Origin of the sequence: Embleya sp. NBC_00888 (genome assembly GCF_045207655.1) — a bacterium.
Lineage (GTDB): Bacteria > Actinomycetota > Actinomycetes > Streptomycetales > Streptomycetaceae > Embleya.
The window spans coordinates 2025738-2045170 of sequence record NZ_CP108785.1 but is presented as its reverse complement, the minus strand read 5'-3'; the positions used below and the strand labels follow the sequence as shown (position 1 = coordinate 2045170).

Annotated in this window: 15 protein-coding genes; 9 read left to right on the top strand and 6 right to left on the bottom strand. The window is 71.6% G+C overall.

Annotation, left to right across the window (positions count from 1 at the left end):
- The first annotated feature begins 65 nt into the window (after positions 1–65).
- On the top strand, positions 66–509 hold the full coding sequence (locus tag OG948_RS43255; RefSeq protein ID WP_331770468.1) for a DUF4440 domain-containing protein: 444 nt from the start codon (positions 66–68) through the stop codon (positions 507–509).
- Positions 510–971: 462 nt separating this feature from the next.
- Positions 972–1583, top strand: coding sequence for a hypothetical protein (locus tag OG948_RS43250; protein ID WP_331770467.1), 612 nt, complete (start codon positions 972–974; stop codon positions 1581–1583).
- A gap of 293 nt (positions 1584–1876) precedes the next feature.
- Here the strand turns inward: OG948_RS43250 and OG948_RS43245 are convergent, their stop codons facing one another.
- Complete coding sequence (locus OG948_RS43245) at positions 1877–2476, bottom strand: GNAT family N-acetyltransferase (protein ID WP_331770466.1); 600 nt, start codon at positions 2474–2476, stop codon at positions 1877–1879.
- Between the two features lie 139 nt (positions 2477–2615).
- On the bottom strand, positions 2616–3848 hold the full coding sequence (locus OG948_RS43240; RefSeq protein ID WP_331770465.1) for a hypothetical protein: 1233 nt from the start codon (positions 3846–3848) through the stop codon (positions 2616–2618).
- A 457-nt stretch (positions 3849–4305) separates the two neighbouring features.
- On the opposite strand from OG948_RS43240, the gene OG948_RS43235 reads away from it, so the two are divergent.
- The 3 genes from OG948_RS43235 (at position 4306) to OG948_RS43225 (ending at position 7988) form a co-directional block, all read left to right on the top strand.
- Positions 4306–5706 (top strand): VOC family protein, encoded by a 1401-nt coding sequence (locus OG948_RS43235; protein ID WP_331770464.1) that lies wholly within the window; start codon positions 4306–4308, stop codon positions 5704–5706.
- Between the two features lie 68 nt (positions 5707–5774).
- Positions 5775–7313: an aldehyde dehydrogenase family protein gene (locus tag OG948_RS43230; protein ID WP_331770463.1), complete on the top strand. Its 1539-nt coding sequence runs from the start codon at positions 5775–5777 to the stop codon at positions 7311–7313.
- Between the two features lie 117 nt (positions 7314–7430).
- Positions 7431–7988: a GNAT family protein gene (locus tag OG948_RS43225; protein WP_331770462.1), complete on the top strand. Its 558-nt coding sequence runs from the start codon at positions 7431–7433 to the stop codon at positions 7986–7988.
- 125 nt (positions 7989–8113) lie between these two features.
- Here the strand turns inward: OG948_RS43225 and OG948_RS43220 are convergent, their stop codons facing one another.
- Positions 8114–8302, bottom strand: coding sequence for a DUF397 domain-containing protein (locus OG948_RS43220; protein ID WP_331770461.1), 189 nt, complete (start codon positions 8300–8302; stop codon positions 8114–8116).
- Positions 8303–8895: 593 nt separating this feature from the next.
- On the opposite strand from OG948_RS43220, the gene OG948_RS43215 reads away from it, so the two are divergent.
- Entirely contained in the window at positions 8896–11181 is a 2286-nt protein-coding gene (locus tag OG948_RS43215; protein WP_331770460.1) for a (Fe-S)-binding protein, read from the top strand.
- A gap of 68 nt (positions 11182–11249) precedes the next feature.
- Here OG948_RS43215 and OG948_RS43210 read toward each other — a convergent pair whose 3' ends face one another.
- Positions 11250–13088: a cytochrome P450 gene (locus OG948_RS43210; RefSeq protein ID WP_331770459.1), complete on the bottom strand. Its 1839-nt coding sequence runs from the start codon at positions 13086–13088 to the stop codon at positions 11250–11252.
- 64 nt (positions 13089–13152) lie between these two features.
- Here OG948_RS43210 and OG948_RS43205 point away from each other — a divergent pair, with 64 nt between their 5' ends.
- Together OG948_RS43205 and OG948_RS43200 are read left to right on the top strand one after the other, a co-directional pair.
- Positions 13153–13761 (top strand): TetR/AcrR family transcriptional regulator, encoded by a 609-nt coding sequence (locus OG948_RS43205; protein ID WP_331770458.1) that lies wholly within the window; start codon positions 13153–13155, stop codon positions 13759–13761.
- Between the two features lie 938 nt (positions 13762–14699).
- On the top strand, positions 14700–15932 hold the full coding sequence (locus tag OG948_RS43200; protein WP_331770457.1) for a sensor histidine kinase: 1233 nt from the start codon (positions 14700–14702) through the stop codon (positions 15930–15932).
- A gap of 16 nt (positions 15933–15948) precedes the next feature.
- Here OG948_RS43200 and OG948_RS43195 read toward each other — a convergent pair whose 3' ends face one another.
- Entirely contained in the window at positions 15949–17385 is a 1437-nt protein-coding gene (locus tag OG948_RS43195; RefSeq protein WP_331770456.1) for a HAMP domain-containing sensor histidine kinase, read from the bottom strand.
- Positions 17379–18110 (bottom strand): response regulator transcription factor, encoded by a 732-nt coding sequence (locus OG948_RS43190; RefSeq protein WP_331770455.1) that lies wholly within the window; start codon positions 18108–18110, stop codon positions 17379–17381. The genes OG948_RS43195 and OG948_RS43190 overlap by 7 nt, the downstream gene beginning before the upstream one ends.
- A gap of 577 nt (positions 18111–18687) precedes the next feature.
- On the opposite strand from OG948_RS43190, the gene OG948_RS43185 reads away from it, so the two are divergent.
- Entirely contained in the window at positions 18688–19380 is a 693-nt protein-coding gene (locus OG948_RS43185) for an MMPL family transporter (protein WP_406300595.1), read from the top strand.
- Positions 19381–19433 lie beyond the last annotated feature (53 nt).

Below are 19433 nucleotides of genomic sequence, written 5' to 3'. Positions count from 1 at the left end.
CGCCGGCCCCCACCCGTCGCCGCGTCCGCGACCCGACCCACCCCCGACGTAAGGACATTCGTGCCATGACCGACGCCGCCCCGCGCGACACGCACCGACCCGCAGGGTCGGCCGAGGACCGCGCCGCCGTCTGGAGTGCCCTGCTCGACATCTACGCCGGCTTCACGGCCGGCGACCGCGAGCGGATCGACGCCCGGATCCACCCCGAGGCCACCATCTGGGACTCGGCCGCGCCGGAACTCCTCTTCGGTCGGGCCGACCTGGACCGGATCCGTGCCGCGCGACCGGTAGGCCCGGACGCGCCGGTGGTCACCGGGATCCACGCGAGCGACGAGGTGATCGACGTCTGGGGCGACACCGCGCTGGCCCGCTACACGCTGCGGGTCGACTTCGCACCCGCCGCCGACGGCTCGACGCCGCCCGCCGAACACATCCGCAACACGGCGGTGGTGCGACGGTTCGACCAGGCCTGGTTGGTGGTGCACAACCACGAGGACCTGCTCGCGTAGTAGGGGATGCCCGGTCGGCAACGGGGTCGTGCCCCGGAGCCGATCGGGCGCCCGCCGATGCGCTCCCGCCGACCGCGCTCGAAACCGCCGGGAGCGCGACGGCGCGGGGTGGTGCGCTCGGCCGGTCGAAGCAACGCCGAGGAACAAGACCGCAGATGGAACCGGGACCGACCGGCCGCGTCCGATCGTGCCGGGCGCCGGCGCGGGTGCACCCGTGACGCGTGCGGCCCCACCACGATCGAGCGTCGGGGCCCCGGTCACCTGTCCGGTCGCGGGACGACCGGCCCGGTCACGGGATGATCCGGTCACGGAATGGTCCGGGTACCCGGCCGCGTGGCGGGAAGTCACCCGTGTGGGTGGGCGATTCCTGCATGATGGCGGAGCTGCCCGGAACGCCGGGCTCCGGCTCTCGGGGTGATCGCCCCGGTCGCCGTCGTGACTCACCTGCGCGGGGTGGACGTCTTGGCTCCCTCTTTCGACGATGCGTATCGGGCCGCCTCGGAGCGGCGGGCGGACGCGCTACAGGCCGAGGAGTCCCGGGGCCGGGCGGCACAGGACAGCCGATCGCGGGCCCGGGCCGTCGCCGAGCCGGCGCTGATGTCGTTGGTCGAGCCGGTGCGCCGGCGACTGGAGGCGTCGCGGATCCCGATGCAGACGCACACCGATCGTTCGCGCTCGGGTCTGTTCGCGCGTCGCGGTCGGCATTTCTGGCCGCTCGCCCCGTCCTTCCGGGGGGTGCGGGAGACGCTGAACGTGGCGGGCTGGTCGTCGGACAGCCTCGTGCTGACTCGCAGCGGTCACTTCTCGATGGACTACCGGCTGCCCGGGCCGGAGGGCTTCGCGGCCCTGTTGGACGGCATCGACATGGCCGACGCGAGCGCGCCGTCGATGTCGGTGCGGGCGGGCCGGCTGTTCGTGGATCGGGCGACGAATCTGGTGCACTGCTACCACGCCATCGGCGACGGGGTCGAGGAGCGCGCCGTGCACGAACTCTCGGCCTATCTCGCCGACATGATCGTGCGTCTGGAACTCGTCGAGACGAACCGGCGCAACCGCACGGCGCTCGGAAGCTGACCGACCGCCCACCCGTCCCGACCGATGCCCCCATTGTTCAGGCTGTGTGACTGCCGATGTTGTACCAATACCCCGAGATCCGTTTCGTGCCGGTTCCCGACATGGCGCCGCTCTGGCACGCACTGGTGTGGCGCTCCCGCGACGACGCCGACACACGTGTCCGGGCCTTCGCCGACGTCGTCCTGGAGATCGCACCCGCACCGGCGGTGCCCGGCACGATCGCCGCCTCCGATGGCATCGAGGACGTGCCGGCGCCGGCCCGAGTCGGGCGGGCCCGACCGCTTCGGGGCAGCTCAGGGCGTGAGCGGGCGCCGGGGAGAGGAGCCCGGCCCGCCGGGCGTGGATCCGCGCAGCACGACGTCGGGGCCGTGGCCGAGGGAGAGGGCCATCCGGATGTCGTCGAAGCGTTCGTTGTCGATCTCGATGACGTTGGGCAGGCGACCCCAGACGGTGAAGCCGAGCTCCTCGTACAACTCGATCGCGCCGTGGTTGTTGCCCCGGACGCCCAGCGCGAGGGTCTCGATCCCGGCCCGGCGCGCGCTGTCCATCAGGGCCGTCATCAGCAGGCGCCCCAGGCCCAGGCCGCGGCCGGCCGGGTGTGCCATCACCTTCTCCACCTCGGCGGTGTGCGCGAAGACCGGCTCGGCCCTGCGCCGCCACAGGCCGGTCGCCCGCACGGCGCCGTCCACCAGGGCGACGATGAACGCGGCGTCGCCGGCCCGGACGGCGGCGAGGGCGTCCTCGAGCCAGGCGTCGGTGGCGGGCTTGGCCGGCGGCGTCAGGTAGCCGATCGCGCCACCCAGGCGCGCGACGTCGTGAAAGACGTGATGGACCTCGGTGCGCAGCCGGGCGTCGGCAGCGGTGGGCAGGAGCAGTTCGATCTTCGGTGCCATGGTCGCCCATTCTCGCGAGTCGACGTCCGCGGGCGCGCACCGGCCCGAGGCGCGGCGGCGGACGTCGTGCCCGGCGCGTGCCGGGCGGGCCCGAGGCGGTTGCGCCGGCATGTGCGGGGCGACTCGGCGGCGATGTCCGTCAGCGCGTTCGCCGGGTCGTCTGGCGCGGGATGTGCGGCCTGCGGGCCGCGAGTTGCTCGGCGAGTCGCAGGTTGCGGGCGTGGGAGAGGCATTGGCGCATCCACAACGCGGCCACGATGGAGCCGGCGATGCCCAGGGTGAACCGGTCGGGTCGGTGGCCGGCGAGCGTGTGGGCGCAGACGATGGCCACACAAGCGAGCACCGGGACGCATACGGTCAGCGCACCGGTGGCCGCCCGGCAGCGTACGGTGATCGCGGTTCGGGTGCCGGCGCACAGGCAGGCCCCGAAGGTGATCATCAGCATCCCGGCGACCCGGGTCGCCGCCGAGAGCCGATCCGTGCAGGTGGCCGTCGCGTGCCCGAGCGCTTCGAGGCCCTCGACGCCGATCACCACGGCGGGTACGAGAGCGACCAGGGTCGCGGCGGCTCGGCGCCCCCGGACGGGCCGGGCGCACAGTACCGGCGCCAGGCAGAACAGCAGCATGTCGACGCACAACCACCCCACCATCACCCACGTCACCGCGGTGGGTTCGTGCCGGTGTTCACCGGCGGCGCAGTGCCGGGCGAGGGCTTGGCCCAGGGCGAGCACCGAGGCGCCGATCAACCACGTGTCCAGGGCCGTGCGCACCCGGCGCGCGCACGCGCCCTCGAAGCGGGCGAGGACGGTCAGTTGCCGGACCGCGATGCCGACGGTGATGGCGAGGGCGATCGCGAGGAAGGCGAGCAGCGGCCACAACAAGGCGCGGGAGGGCGCGGCCGCGGGCGGGTAGGACAGGGTCTGCACGGTCCCCACGGCGATGGCCAGGAGACCCTGGGCGGTCAGCCGTGGCGGCGTCGATCCCAGGTCGGAGCGCGCGAGTACGACGAGTGCGACGGCCGCGAGGACGAGCGCGAGGGTGCCGGATCCCGGTTGGCCGGCGGCTCGGGTCCAGGCGACGGCGATGCCGACGGTGGCGGCGCCGAGGGCGGTGGCCGCGAGGACGACGGGGCGCGGACGGACGCGGCCCGCCCGGGTGGCGGCGGACCGTGGTTCGTCGTGCGGGGCGGGGCCGGATGCGGATTTCGACGTGCGTGGCGTGATCGGCTCCTGGTTCGTACCACCGCCGAAGTCGGTGCGTGCGCAGGCCGGCCCCGGGCGCTTCCTCGAGTCGAAGCGTGTGGGTCGCGGATCGGCTTCGGAGCGGATAACGAGGCTTTCGCGCCCGGCACACGCCGACCCTCGGGTATTCATCCCAACGAGGAGAACCATCACCCCTTCGAGCGACCCCGCCGACGAGTGGACGGATGCCCGCTCCGGACATCGGGCCGTTGAAGAGCGAAATTGACCGATGATGCACGAGTTTTTGCTTGCTCGAAGACCTTCGGTGATTGTCTGGTCATCGCTGAAGCGACAAATCCTTGTTGTGTGCGATCGCACACTCCGTGACTTGTCAAATCCGTGCAGTGCCGGCTCCGTGCATCCGCCGTGCATCCGCCGCGAAGCCGCCGCGTCGCGATCGCTTCGCCCGGACGGCGGATCACGGTCGGGCCCGCGGGCGTGGCGTGCGCCGGGGCGGACGCGGCGGCGAGATGGTGGGAGTGCGCACGCCCGGCGCGTGGGTACGACTGGGAGGTCGAATGATCCACGGCGCGAGGTCTCGACCTCGACGCCGACCCGGCTCCGGCCGCCGACCGATCGAGGAGCACTCATGGGGACCGTACCCGCCTGGCGCTTGCGGGCCGCCTTCGCCCGCCGTCTGTCGGACATGTACGGGACCGAAGTCCCGGCCTACACCACGCTGTCGGCCGCCGTCGCGGAGATCAACGAGGACGTCTCCCGGGTCGACGGCGACGCCGGCCGACTCGGCGGCGTGGAACGGGTCGCGGCGGAGCGGCACGGGGCGATCCGGGTCGGCACGCCCGGCGAACTGCGGCAGGTCGCGGCGATCTTCGGCGCGATGGGGATGCGTCCGGTCGGCTTCTACGACCTGCGCGAGGCGAGCAGCAGTTCGGTACCGGTGGTGTCCACCGCGTTCCGGCCGACCGAACCGGCGGAGTTGGCGCGCAATCCCTTCCGGGTCTTCACCTCCCTGCTCACCACCGCCGATCGCCGCTTCTTCGACGAGGATCTCCAGGCACGTCTGGAAGCCTTCCTCGCCCGGCGCGAACTCTTTCCGGCCGAACTCCTGGAACTCGCGGATCGGGCCGAGCGCGACGGCGGGCTCGATCCGGAGCCGGCCGAGCGCTTCCTCACCCTGGCCGTCGACGCCTTCCGGTTGTCCGCCGACCCGATCGACGGAGCCTGGTACCGGGAACTGGCCCGGGTGTCCGCGGTGGCCGCGGACATCGGCGGGGTGACCGGCACGCACATCAACCACCTCACGCCGCGGGTACTGGACATCGACCGGCTCTACACGGAGATGGGCCGGCGCGGAATCACCATGATCGACGAGATCCAGGGCCCACCCCGTTGGGACGGACCCGACGTGCTGCTGCGGCAGACCTCCTTCCGGGCCCTGGAGGAGAAGCGGCGGTTCCGCTCCGCCGACGGCGGCACGGAGTTCGGGACACTGCGGGTCCGCTTCGGCGAGGTCGAGGCCCGCGGCATCGCGCTCACCACGACCGGCCGGGCGCTGTACGACGACCTGATGACCGAGACCGACCGGCGGGCCGCCGGGGCCACGGCGGCGGACCGGGCCGAGCTCGCGCGTGAGGTCTGGACCGCGCGCTTCCCCCGCACCGAGCGCGAACTGGCGGTGAACGAGCAGGCGTTCTTCACCTACCGGGCGACCGCACCGGAGCGACGCCCAACCGACCGGCAGCCGCCGCAGGACCTCGCCGCACTCCTCGACCAGGGCTGGATCGAGGCCGCGCCGATCGTGTACGAGGACTTCCTGCCGCGCTCCGCCGCCGGCATCTTCCAATCCAACCTGACCGAAGCGGGCACCCGGGACGCCACCCGCTCCGGCACGCACTACGACCGGCCCTGGCTGGCGGAGACCATCGGCCGACCCGTACAGGACCCGATCGACCTCTACGCCGCGCAGCGGGACACGTCCCTCGCCGAGGCCCGCACCGAGTTGGCGGCGCCGCCCGCCGCACCGGCGTGATTCCCGCGGCGTGATTCCCGCACACCCGCGACGCCGCGAACCGGCCGCGGCCCCGACCAGGAGACGACATGCCCGATTCCGCCACCCGCCTCCCCGAGACCGAGGCGCTGCGCGCACGGGCCGACGCGTGCCTGCGCCGCTGTGGGGCCGCGCCCGGACCCGATGCCGGGGACCTGGTCGTGCGTACCCCGATCACCGGTGGCGTGCTGCGCAGGCTCGCCTCCTCGACGCCGGAGCAGGTGAGCGAGGCCGTCACGGCCGCGCGGCGGGTCTTCGAGACCTGGCGTACGACACCGGCGCCGGTGCGTGGGGCACTGGTGAAACGGCTGGGCGAGTTGCTCGCCGAGCACCGGGAGGACGTGGCCGAGCTGATCACCCTGGAGGCGGGCAAGATCCGGACCGAGGCGCGCGGCGAGGTACAGGAGATGATCGACGTCTGCGAGTTCGCGGTCGGCCTCTCCCGGCAGCTCTACGGGCGCACGATGCCCTCGGAACGGCCTGGGCATCGGCTGTCCGAGTCGTGGCACCCGCTGGGCGTGGTCGGCGTCATCTCCGCCTTCAACTTCCCGGCCGCGGTGTGGTCGTGGAACACCGCGCTCGCGCTGGTCTGCGGCGACGCCGTGGTGTGGAAACCCTCCGAGCTGACCCCGCTCACCGCGATCGGCTGCGCCGCGCTGCTCTCCCGGGCGGCCGTCGACGTCGGGGCGCCGACCGACCTGCACCGCCTGGTGCTCGGTCGCCGTGCGGTCGGCGAGGTCCTGGTCGACGACCCGAGGGTCGCGCTGGTCAGCGCCACCGGTTCGGTCCGCATGGGCCGTGAGCTCGGCCCTCGTGTCGCCGCCCGGTTCGGCCGCTGCCTGCTGGAACTCGGCGGCAACAACGCCGCGATCGTCGCCCCGTCGGCCGACCTGGACCTGGCGGTACGCGGCATCGTCTTCGCCGCGGCCGGCACCGCCGGACAACGCTGCACCACCCTGCGCCGGGTGATCGCGCACGAGGACGTGGTCGAGCCACTCGTGACGCGGCTCGCCCGGACCTACGCGGACCTGCGGATCGGCGACCCCCTCGCGGAGACCACCCTGGTCGGGCCGCTGATCGGCGCCGCGGCGGGGACGGCGATGGACGCCGCGCTGGAGCGGGCCCGGGCCGACGGCGGCGAGGTGGTGATCGGCGGCGAGCACCTGCGCCGCCCGGAGGCGCCCGACGCCGTGTACGTGCGTCCCGCGATCGTCCGGATGCCCGGGCAGACCGACATCGTGCGGGAGGAGACCTTCGCGCCCATCCTCTACGTGCTCACCTACCGTACGTTCGACCAGGCGATCGACCTCAACAATCAGGTGCCACAGGGCCTTTCCTCCAGTGTCTTCACCCGCGACCAGCGCGAGGCGGAACGGTTCCTCGCCGCGGACGGCTCCGACTGCGGCATCGCCAACGTCAACATCGGCACGTCGGGCGCCGAGATCGGCGGTGCGTTCGGCGGCGAGAAGGAGACCGGCGGCGGACGCGAATCCGGCTCCGACGCGTGGCGCGCGTACATGCGCAGGGCCACCAACACGGTCAACCACTCCGACGAACTCCCGCTCGCCCAGGGCGTCGACTTCGGCTGACACCGTACCCGTACCCGTGACCGGAAATCGGCCGCAAGATCGTCCCAGTGCCGCGCCCGGCACTAGAATCCGCATGATCGATCGGCGATCCTGCACGGTCATTGCGGAAGGACGGGAATGTTCGCGCTATTCCTGGGCGACGGAGCCGAGTTGCGGTCGCTGGAGCCCTGGCGGGCCGAGGAGTTCCTCGCCCACATCGACCGCGGCCGGGATTTCATCGGTCGATACGTCGGCCTCCCCGACGTCACGGCAGACCTCGATTCCGCCCGGAAGTGGCTCCAGGGCTACGCGGACAAGACCGCCGCCGACGCCGGTCGGGTGTACGGCATCTGGGTCGACGGACTCCTCGTGGGCGGCGTGTTGTTCCCGACCTTCGACGTGGCAACGGGCAACTGTGAGGCCGGTTGCTGGCTGGAACCGACCGTCGCCGGCCGCGGGCTGGCCACCCGCGCGGCCCGGGTGATCATCGACTGGGCGATCCGGGAGCGCGGCATGCACCGGGTGGAGTGGCTGGTGCCCGCCGAGAACACCCCGAGCATCAACGTGGCCAAGCGCCTGGGCATGAGCCGCGAAGGAGTCCAGCGGCAGAACTACCCCTACCGAGGCGTGCGCCAGGACACCGAGATCTGGTCGGTCCTCGCCCCCGAGTGGCGCGCCGCGCACGAAGCCTCGTAGCGGCGCGCCGCGCCGCGCAAGCCTGGTGGTGGTGAGTCGTACGCGCGGATCCGCACGGCATCGGTCGCGATCCCCGAGCGGGGGCACCTGTGCGCGGGTGCCCCCGCCCGGGCGACGGCCTCGGGTCAAGCGCGCTTGAGTCCGTCCACGAACGCCGTCCAGGCGGTTCGTGCCACCGGGATCTGCCGCCCGTCGGGGCCGGCCTTGGAGTCGGCGACACGGATGTCCCCGTCATCCGGGCTGCGCCACTGCACACAATTCTGATGCTGCGAATAACTGCTGGTGGTCCAATCAGCGGGAGGAGAGACGGTCATTCGGGACCCTTTCTCGTGAAGATCGGACGAGCCGGAGCGAAGTATCCGAATCGCTCCGCACTTTCACGATTTCTCGGAGTGACCGCCAGGTCAAGCGTTTGCGAGCGGCCATGCGCGGACGGCGCCGAGGTCGGTGCCCGGCGCACGTCCATACCCGCTGGTGGAGCCGGTCGAAGCCGCCCGGGAGCAGGTTCGACGCGAACGCGGATTCGAATCCGTCGGCACGACCCGACCGAGGACGCGCATCGCATGTGACGCTCGCCGGTCGGTTGATCGCCGAGGGTTTCGATCCCGTTCCCGGGTGACGACGGCACGATGCCGGGACCTGTTGCGGATTTCGACGCACCGACATGGCAGCATGCATGCTGACTGATCTGACGGTGCGTCACACAACTGGCGAGCCGGCCGGTCGGATCGGAACGTGCGGCGCGGGTCGGGCGAAGCGGGCGAAACCCGCGAGGTCGGCGTTGTCGGGCGGGCCGATATCATCGACGCAGTGGTCAAGTTACCAATGGGTAGGGAGCCCGAGCGGCCTTGCCCAGTCGGCCGATACACGCCCCGGAAGGGACGTCCCACCGGAGGAGCCGAACAGCATGCAACTCGCAGGGATCGTGATCTCGCTGCTGATCAGCGTGATCGGGTTCGCCCTACTCGGGCGCACCGCCGCCTACATCCACTCGTTCGTCAAACTCGGGCAGCCCGTGCGCGGCCGGACCAGCGCGGCCGGCACGCGTCTGCGCACGATGCTCACCGAGACCATCGGGCACACCCGGATGCTCCGTTGGGGCATCGTCGGCGCCGCGCACTGGTTCGTCATGGTCGGTTTCGGCGCGCTGATCCTGACCCTGGTGAACGCGTACGGCCAACTCTTCTCGCCGGAATTCGCGCTGTGGGGTCTCGGGCACTGGGACGTGTTCGAGGTCTTCACCGAGTTCATGGGTCTGATGACGATCGTCGGCATCCTGGTGCTGATCGCGATCCGGCAGTCCTCCCATCCGCGCCGGCCCGGTCGCAAGAGCCGGTTCGCCGGATCCAGGTTCGGCCAGGCGTACTTCGTCGAGTTCGTGGTCGGCTCGGTGGGCGTGTGCATCATGATGCTGCGCGGTCTGGAGGGCGCGCTGGCGGGAGTCGACGCGTACGAGCCGGGCTACTGGGTGAGCTACCCATTGGTGGTCGCGTTCGCGGACCTCTCCGACGGCACGTTGGAGAACCTGATCTACATCGTCGCCACGGTCAAGATCGTCATCTCGATGACGTGGGCGATCACCATCGGACTCAAGCCGAGTATGGGTGTGGCCTGGCATCGGTTCCTGGCGTTCTTCAACATCTATTTCAAGCGTGATGCCGATGGTGGTGTCGCGTTGGGTGCGTTGGCGCCGATGCGTTCGGGTGGCGAGGTGATCGATTTCGAGGACCCGGCCGAGGACGCGGTGTTCGGGGTGTCGCAGATCGAGCATTTCACGTGGAAGGGTCTGTTGGACTTCTCCACGTGTACCGAGTGTGGTCGGTGCCAGTCGCAGTGTCCGGCGTGGAACACGGGCAAGCCGTTGTCGCCGAAGTTGTTGATCATGTCGTTGCGTGAGCACGCCTACGCGAAGGCCCCGTATCTGCTGGCGGGTGGGGGTCGGGACGAGGAGGGCAACGAGCGGGCCACCCCGGAGCAGTTGGCGAGGGTGCCCGCGTCCGCGTTGGCCGAGGCGGGGCGGCCGCTGGTGGGCACGGCGGAGGAGAACGGGGTGATCGACCCGGACGTGTTGTGGTCGTGCACCACGTGCGGGGCGTGTGTGGAGCAGTGCCCGGTGGACATCGAGCACGTGGACCACATCGTGGACATGCGCCGGTACCAGGTGTTGATCGAGAGCGCGTTCCCCTCCGAGGCTGCGACGATGCTCAAGGGCCTGGAGAACAAGGGCAACCCGTGGGGGGTGGCCACCAAGGCCCGCCTGGACTGGGTCAAGGAACTGAAGAAGGCGACCGGGATCGAGGTCCCGATCGTCGGGCGGGACGTGGAGCCCGCGGAGTTGGAGTACCTGTACTGGGTGGGTTGCGCGGGGGCGTTGGCGGACGGGCCGAAGAAGACCACGAAGGCGTTCGCGGAGCTGTTGCACATCGCGGGCGTGCGGTACGGGATCCTGGGCAAGGAGGAGTCCTGCACCGGCGACTCGGCGCGCCGGCTGGGCTCGGAGGTGGTCTTCCAGATGCTCGCGGCGCAGAACGTGGCGACGTTGAACGCCGCGTTGGAGGACGCCCCGCGCAAGCGGATCGTGACCACGTGTCCGCACTGCTTCAACACCCTCGCCAACGAGTATCCGCAGTTGGAGGGCCACTTCGAGGTGATCCACCACACCCAGTTGCTGCAACACCTGCTCGACGAGGGCCGGCTGACGCCGGTGGAGCCGGTGGACGGCCTGGTCACCTACCACGACCCGTGCTACCTGGGCCGGCACAACAAGGTGTACACGCCGCCGCGGGAGATCATCGCCCGCGTGCCGGGACTGCGCAACGAGGAGATGCACCGGCACAAGGAACGCGGCTTCTGCTGCGGCGCCGGCGGCGCGCGCATGTGGATGGAGGAACGCATCGGCAAGCGCATCAACAACGAGCGCATGGACGAGGCCCTCTCCCTCAAGCCCGACATCGTCTCCACCGCCTGCCCGTTCTGCCTGGTGATGTTCACCGACTCCATCAACGCCAAGAAGCAGGCCGGCGACGCCAAGGAAGACCTCCGCGTCGTCGACGTCGCACAACTGCTCCTGCAATCGGTCAAACTGCCCGAACCACCGGCGGTCCGTGGGGAGTCCGAGGACGTCGCGGAGCCGGCACCGGAACCGGTGAGTGACACGGGACCCGGTGCGGGAGCACCGGAGCCGGTGAAGTAACCCGCGGCACGAGGTTCCCTCGATACCGCGACGCGGCCCCTGTTCCCGGTCGACGCCGGGGACGGGGGCTACCGCGTCTTCAGGTGCCGTTCGAGCGCGGACAGCGTCGCGCGCATCGACTGTTCGTTGTGGTCGGCGCGTGGGCCGGTGCGCAGCGCCGCTTCGGAGAGGCAGGCCATCAGAGTGCCGAGCGGGCCCACCCGGCGATCCCGCCAGGTCTGTTCGACGAGGGTGCCGGTGGGGGTCGGGGAGAGCACGAACGACCAATGGGCGAGCGGGATGCCGAGCCGGGTGTCCCACGCGATGGCGCGGCCGGGGCGGGCGTCGGTGATGATGCACCGCGTGGTCCAGCGCAGCAGGCCCTTGCGGTTGGTGCCGATGAAGCGGGCGCCGACGACGGGCTCACGGTGGGTGCCGAGCCAACTGCCGCCGGTGCATTCGGGACTCCACTCGCCCATGCGGGTGATGTCGGCGAGCGCGGCCCAGACGACCGCGGGGGCGACCGCGACCTCGCGACGCACGGTGACGGCGCGTCGGGTCGGCAGGCCCTCGGGAGGAACGGCGCTGTCGCGGGGGCGGGCCACCACGACGGTGCGCTTGGCCGGGATCAGCGTGACGTGCCGCGCCCGCGGCCGTTCCGGGGCCGGATCGGGGGCGGTCAACTCCAGGCGGGTCAGCACCTCACGGATGATCACCGTCATTTCCAGGACCGCGAGTTGCGCGCCGACGCAGTACCGACGACCGCCGCCGAAGGGCATCCAGGCCCGTTGTGTCCGGGCCGCGTCCGGGCCGAGGAAGCGCTCGGGGCGGAACTCGGAAGGCTCCGGGAAGACTTCGGGGTCGTGATGGATCAGGGTGATCACCGGCGACGCGAACGAGCCCGCGGGCACCCGGAATCGGCCCAGTTGGAGCGGCTCGTCCAGGAGGCGCGGGGCCTCGTACACCACGGGGCGCGAGCGCAGCGCCTCCTTGACCACGGCGTCGAGGTAGGTGCTGTGGCGACCGTCGTCGATCTCCTTGCGGAGTTCGGCCAGGACGGCGGGGGTGCGCAGGAGGCGCTCGAAGGTCCACGCCAGGGCGGTGGCGGTGGTCTCGTGGCCGGCTTCGAGCATGGTGATCAGCTCGTCGCGCAGTTCCTGGTCGCTCATCGGCCGACCCCGCTCGTCGCGAGCCTGCAACAGCCGGGACAACACGTCGGTGGCGCCGGGGACCGGGTCGGTACGGCGATGCGCGATCTCGTCGAACAACATCGCGTCCACCGCGTCGCGGGCGCGCTGGAATCGGGTCGTGGGCAGGAAACCGAGCCGGGTCGCCGACGGGCTCTGGGTCCAGGCCCGAACCCGTGGCGGCAACATCAGCACGACCGGCGAGCCGCCGACCTCGATCAGTTCGGGGATGGCGGTGCGCAGCCGGGACAGACGATCGTTGTCGCGGATCCCGAACACCAGCCGCAGGATCACCTCCAGGGTGATCTCCTGCATGCGGTCGCGCAGCGCGAACGGCCGGTGTCGCGGCCACTCGGCGATGTGCTCGGCGGCTATTCGGGCGATCTCGTCGCCGTAGTCGGCGATGGCCCTGCCGTGCAGGGCCGGGCTCAGCAGTCTGCGGTGCCGCCACCAGGGGTCGCCGTCCAGCGTGAGCAGCGAGTTCCGGCCGACCATGCCCTCCAGGAATTGCCGGCGCACCTCGCCGGCCCGGCCGCCGCCGGCGTCGACGGCGTAGACCTGCTGGGCCAGTTCGGCCGTGGTGACGTAGGTCTGCGGCGGGAAACCGAGGAACCGGGCCTGGAAGACCGGCCCATGGCGGCGCCGGGCCGCCCTGAGCGAACGGCCGGGGGCGGCGAGGTAGAGCGCGGTCTGGATCCAGTTCGGCAGCCGGGAACCCGGCGGCGGGGTGGCAGACGTCATCGACTCGCTCCTGATCCGAGAGAAGTCTGAACATTCGTGCTGCACGTTTGTCCAACACGGTGGGATGCCCAAGTCGCCCCTGTCCAGGAGTCATCGGGAGCGAGTCCTCGCCGGCGCCGTGCGCTGTCTGCGGGAGAAGGGCTACGCGCACACCACCGCACGCGATATCGCGCAGGCCTCCGGAACCAGCCTCGGCTCGATCGGCTACCACTTCGGCGGCGTGGACGCGCTGCTGGAGGAGGCGGTCGGGCAGTGCTTCGAGGTGTGGACCCGGCGGGTGCGGGACGCGGTGTCGGCCGTCGTCGCCGATGGTCCACGTGCGCAACCGGCCGCCGCACTGGTGGCGTTGATCGATTCGTTCGAGGAACTGCGCCCGATGGCGGTCGCGTGTGTCGAGTCGTTCGCGCCGGCCATGCGCTCGGCGGCGCTGCGCGAACGCCTGGCCGCGGGATACGCCGACGCCCGTCGGGCCGGACACGCCATGACCGACCGGGCGTTCGCGGACTCGGGCGTCGAGCCACCGGCGGGCGCCGAGGCGATTCCGGCGCTGCTCATCGCGATCTGCGACGGCCTGATGCTCCAGTGGCTGGTCGACCCGGAGCACACCCCCGACGCGCACGGGATCCTCGACGCCCTCACCGTCCTGGCGCCGGTCCTGGCTCCGCCGCGCTGACCGCGGCTCATGGCCGTGACCGGTGACTCGCGAGCGGCGCGGCGACGACATGGCGACGACGTGGCGGGCGCTTCCGCTTCCGCGAACTACGCGGTGGTACAGCGGTATTCGGCCAACCAGGGCGAGGGTCGGCGCCGGTGCGTCCCGACCCGGGCCGGCGCCCGCGTGGCCGTGCCGATCCGGCCGGGCCCGACCCGAGGTTCCGGAACCGGGCCGGATGCGCGAGTCGGGCAACCGACGGTTTGTGTCGGTTGGCGTGGGCGGCAAGGCCGGCTTGTTTGCCGCCTGTTCCCCGGCGGTGACCGGGGCCTAAAGTCGTGTTCACGGGTGGTGACGAAATGATCACGCAAATGTGATCGACTTCGTCGCGGCCCTGGGGGGCGACCGTGATTCCCGTGTCACGCCGGGAGTCGATGGTCGGATGGGGGGAGGAGCGCTCGACGATCCGTCCGGAGACGTTGCGAGCGACACTCGACGGGTGGGAACCCGCCGAGGTCGCGGGCAAGGTGTCGGGAGGTGGCTCGCAACGCGTCCGAGGCGAACCTGCCGGGGTGGCCGGCCGTCTCGGCGTCGTTCGGTCGGTATCGACGGCGCGCCCGCGTGGTGTCCGGGTACGGCGGCACGTTCGCCGTACCCGGAACCGCCTGCGGGACCGCACGCCCACGGGAACGGACGAACCCGGCCTGCTGGTCGAGGCCACCGCCGTACTCGACCGATCGCCCGGATTCGCGGGCGACCCGGCGCGCGTTCGCAGACCGGCTCGCCCGGGGTGAGCGGCGCCACCTCGTGATCGGTGGTGCCGTGTCGTCAGCCCTCGGCCGGATCTGCCGGGGGCGCGGGAAGGAGGCGCGGCCCGCGAGGGTGAGACCTGGGGACGATGGGTCCGCTCGGCGCATCGGATGACGCCCGCACGAGGCCCTCGCCCGTAGCGTCCCGGTGTGCAAAGAATCTACGCCTGGCTGCGCGGGCACCCGTTGGTCGTGGACGCGATGATCGTGCTTCCGGTGTTGTTGCTGAGCGCCGCTCAGGTCCACGACGACGACGCGACGCCGGCCGGTCGGGTCCGGTACGGGCTGTGGGTTCTCGTCGTGCTCCACAGCCTGGGCGCGTCGCTGCGCCGAGTGCGACCCCGGACCGCGTTCGGGCTGGTGATGCTGGGCAGCGCGGGCCAACTCGTGGTGAGCTCGGAGATCATGATGACGAGCATCGCGGTGCCGATGGCGCTGTACACGGCGGCGAAGATCGGCTCGCCGCGCCGGGTGCGGCTCGCCCTGGTCTGCGTGTTCGCGGTGCCGGGGCTCTACTTCGCGCGCTGGGGCGCGAGCGTGAATCTGGACGTGCGCGAAGGCGCGTTCGTGTACTCCTTCATCGCCATCACGCTCGGCATCGCCTGGGTGCTCGGCGACTCGATGCGGACCCGCCGCGCCTACTACGCCGAACTTGAAGAGCGGGCGACCCGGCTGGAGTTCGAGCGCGACCAGCAGGCGCTGATCGCCGCTGCGGCGGAACGCTCGCGGATCGCACGGGAGTTGCACGACGTGGTGGCGCACAACGTGTCGGTGATCGTGGTACAGGCGGATGGTGCGAGCCGGGCCATCGCCACCTCCCCCGACAAGGCCCGCGAGGCCCTGGAAACGATCGCGAAGACCGGACGCGAGGCGCTGGTGGAGATGCGCCGACTGCTGGGGGTGCTGCGCGCGCAGAACGAGACCGAGGGCCTGGTCCCGCAGCCGAGCCTGCGCCACCTGGACGATCTCGTCGACCAGGTCGGCCGCGCGGGCCTGTCCGTGCGGGTGGTTGTGGAGGGCGAGCCGATCGACCCGTCCCGGACCGTCGCGCTCACCGCGTACCGGATCATCCAGGAGGCGTTGACCAACACCCGCAAGCACGCCGGTCCGACGGCCGGCGCCGAGGTCCTGGTCGGGTACCGCAGGGACGCGCTGGAGGTGCGTGTCCGCGACGACGGGCGGGGCGCGCAGGCGCCGGGCGACGGAATGGGCCACGGCCTGATCGGCATGCGCGAGCGTGTCGCGATGCTCGGCGGCCGGCTCGACATCGGTCCCGACCCCGACGGCGGCTGGGCGGTACACGCGGTACTGCCCTACGGTTCGACCCGCGGCGTGCCCGTGCCGGCCACACGATCGACGCTCGGGAAGAGGACCGGCTCGTGAGCGACGCCGACGTCGGTCATGCCGACGCGGGAGGCGAACGGGTGTCACCGAGGGCGGGGAGGCGGACCCTGACCACGGTGCCCCGATCGGAGGCGGGGCCGATGTGGATGCTGCCATGGTGCATGTCGACGATGGCCGCCACGATGGACAGGCCCAGGCCGCTGCCGCCCTGGGCGCGGCTGCGGCTCTTGTCCGCGCGGTGGAAGCGGTCGAAGACGTGTGGGAGATCGGCGGCCGGTATGCCCGGGCCGCCGTCGCGCACCGTCAGTTCCACGTGATCGCCCTCACGGCGCAGTTCGACCGCGGCCGGGGCGTCCGGCGGGGTGTGCATGCGGATGTTGCCGAGCAGGTTGGCCACCAACTGCCGCAGGCGGTCCTCGTCGCCCAGGACCAGTACCTCCGCCGTGGACGCGGTGGCGGCATGGGTCAGCGGCCGGGCGGGTTCGACCGCGGCGGCGTCGCGGCAGGAGTCGGCCACGACCCGGGCCAGGTCCACGGGTTCGAGATCGGTGTCCTGTTCCTCGTCCAGGCGGGCGAGCAGCAACAGGGCCTCCACGAGGCCGTTCATGCGCCGTATCTCGGCCCGCATCCGGGACACCGCGTCGTCGACCGAGGCCCGGTCCGGAAGCGCGCCGCGCTGGTACAACTCGGTGTATCCGCCGATCGACTGCAGCGGGGTGCGCAGTTCGTGGGAGGCGTCGGCGACGAAGCGACGCAGGCGTTCCTCCGAGGTGTCCCGGGCGGTGAACGCGGCCTGGATCTGGTCGAGCATACGATCGATGGCGATGGCCAGTCGGCCGACCTCGGTGCGCGGACCGATCAGCGGATTGCGTACGCGCCGCCCGTAGTCGCCCGCCGCGATCGAGTCGGCGACCTGGGCGGCCTGTTCCAGCGGCCGTAGTTCGCGCCGGACGAACAGCGCGCCGAGCAGGCCCAGAGTCGGCAGGGCGATCCCGACGGTGATCAGCACCACGTACAGCGCGTGGTCCGCGGCCCGTTCGGCGTCATTGGTGCTCAACGCGACCAGCGCGGTGCGCCCGTCGGTCAGGTCCTGGACGCGAACCCGGAACCTCTCGCCGGAACCGGGCTCGGCCGAGGGCGCGGTGACCGTGCTGCCGGTGGGCGGCAGGATGCCGGTCAGCCTCGGCCCCGGACCCTGCGGCGGGCGGCGGCCGGGGGCGGCGAGGGCCACGCGCAGGCCGCCCGGGTACTTCAGCCAGATGCCCGGATCCAGGCCCAGCCGCTGGTTGTTGCGTTCACGCTGGTCCAGGGCGCGCAACGCGGCGACGGTGGTGTCGAGTTGGTCGTCGAGACGGTCGAAGAGCGAGTCCCGCAGCACGCCCACGGTCACCGCCGCGCAGGTGTTGAGCACCACGGTGCAGACCAGGACGAGCACGATCACCAGGCGTCGGCGCAGCGGTTGCCGGCGCATCCTGGGCCGCAGGCTCAGCACGGCGGTGTGCGCAGGCAGTACCCGACCCCGCGACGGGTGTGGATCAGCGGTGTGCCCTGGCCGTCGTCGATCTTGCGACGCAGATAGCTGATGTAGGTGGCCACCACGGTGTCGTCGCCGTTGAAGTCGTAGGACCACACGTGCTCCAGCAGGCGGGCCCGGGTCAACACGTGGTCGGGATGCAGCATCAGGTAGCGCAGCAGCCGGAATTCGGTCGGCGAGAGGTCGACGGGGCGTCCGGCGCGGCGCACCTGGTGGGCGGCGGCGTCGAGTTCGAGGTCCGCGACGCGCAGTACGTCGCCGCCGGGTGCCGCGCGCCGGGTGCGGCGCAGCACCGCCTCCACACGCGCGGTGACCTCGTCCAGGCCGAACGGCTTGGTGATGTAGTCGTCGCCACCGGCGGTCAGGCCGCGGACCACGTCCTTGCGGGTGTCGCGCGCGGTGAGGAAGACCACCGCGACCTGGAGTTCGTCCGAGCGCAGTCGGCGCAGCACCTCGAAGCCGTCGCCGTCGGGGAGCATGACGTCGAGCAGGATCAACTCGGGCAGGAAATCCCGGGCGACGGTGAGCGCCTGAAGGCCGGTGGCGGCGGTGCGCACGTCGTAACCGACGAAGCGCAGCAACCGGGCGACGGTGTCCACGATCGCCGGTTCGTCGTCGACGACCAGGAGGCGGCCCCGGTCGTGGGTCGCGGGTGGGCCGGCCTGCGGATCCGGGATGCTCATCGGTGCCTTCCTCGCGACGCGTTCCGCCTGGTGCGGCGGATGGGTTGGGGCCGGTGGGCGTGATCGGCGCGAACACTACGGTGCGCTGCGCCCCCGTCGGCACCGTACCCGGGCCCCCGACTCCCGCAGGCGCCGGCCCGGCGGCCCGCGCCCCTCCAGCGTGGCCCACGAACTGAGTTTCGTTCTATGGGAGTTGCGTGTGAATGGCCCCGTCTGCGGGCCGGATCGCGGTGGTCGGGCCGAGTCGGCTCCTAGCGTGGCCACGGCCGCTCCGCCCCGCTTCAAGCAGCGCACCGTCCGGGAGTTCGTGATGTCCACGATGTTGTATCGCCTGGGCCGCTTCGCCTATCGGCGCCGGTGCCGAACGCGACCGGCGACACCGTGATGATCGAGGTGGTCCCGGCGGCCGGGCCCGACTCCGCGCACACCCAGGATCTCCTCGACGACATCCGCCGGGCGCGGGACCCGATCGCCGCGCTCACCGGGACCCGGATCGACGTCACCGGCAGTACGGCGGTCGACCTGGACGTGGGCCGCCAAACTCGCGTCCGCGCTGCCGGTGTACTGCCTGGTGGTGATGGGGTTGGCGATCCTGCTGTCGACCGTGGTCTTCCGCTCGATCGTGGTGCCGGTGAAGGCGGCCCTGGGGTTCCTGCTGTCGGTGGTCGGCGCGCTGGGCGCGGTCGTCGCGGTCTTCCAATGGGGTTGGCTGTCCGGCCTGGTCGGCCTCGACGGGACCGGCCCGATCGTGAGCTTCCTGCCGATCCTGGTGATCGGCATCCTGTTCGGCCTTGCGATGGACTACGAGGTGTTCCTGGTCTCGCGGATGCGCGAGGAGTACACCCGCGGCCGGCCCGCGCGGGAGGCGCTGCGGGTGGGCTACGCGCACAGCGCGAAGGTGGTCGCCGCCGCCGCGCTGATCGTGGTCTCGGTGTTCGGATCCTTCGTGTTGTCCGAGAACGCGGTGGTCAAGGGCATGGGCTTCGCGCCGGCGATCGGTGTGCTGTTCGACGCCTTCGTGGTGCGGATGACGCTGGTCCCGGCCGTGATGGCGATCCTCGACCACCGGGCCTGGTGGCTGCCCGGCCTCCTGCACCGGTGCCTGTCGCACATCGACCTGGAGGGCGAACGGCTCGCGCGACACCTGGACGGGGGGTTCGCGCCGGGGAATGGCACCCGCGAGCCAGGCGATGCGGCCCCGAAATCGGTGCTCGTCGAGGATCCGCACGCCGGTGCGCGAGGCGGGCGCGGCATGCGAGGCGGCGGATGAGCGAACCCGCGCCCGCGCCGGCCGTCCGCGCCGCCTCGTCGGGCGCACGCGTC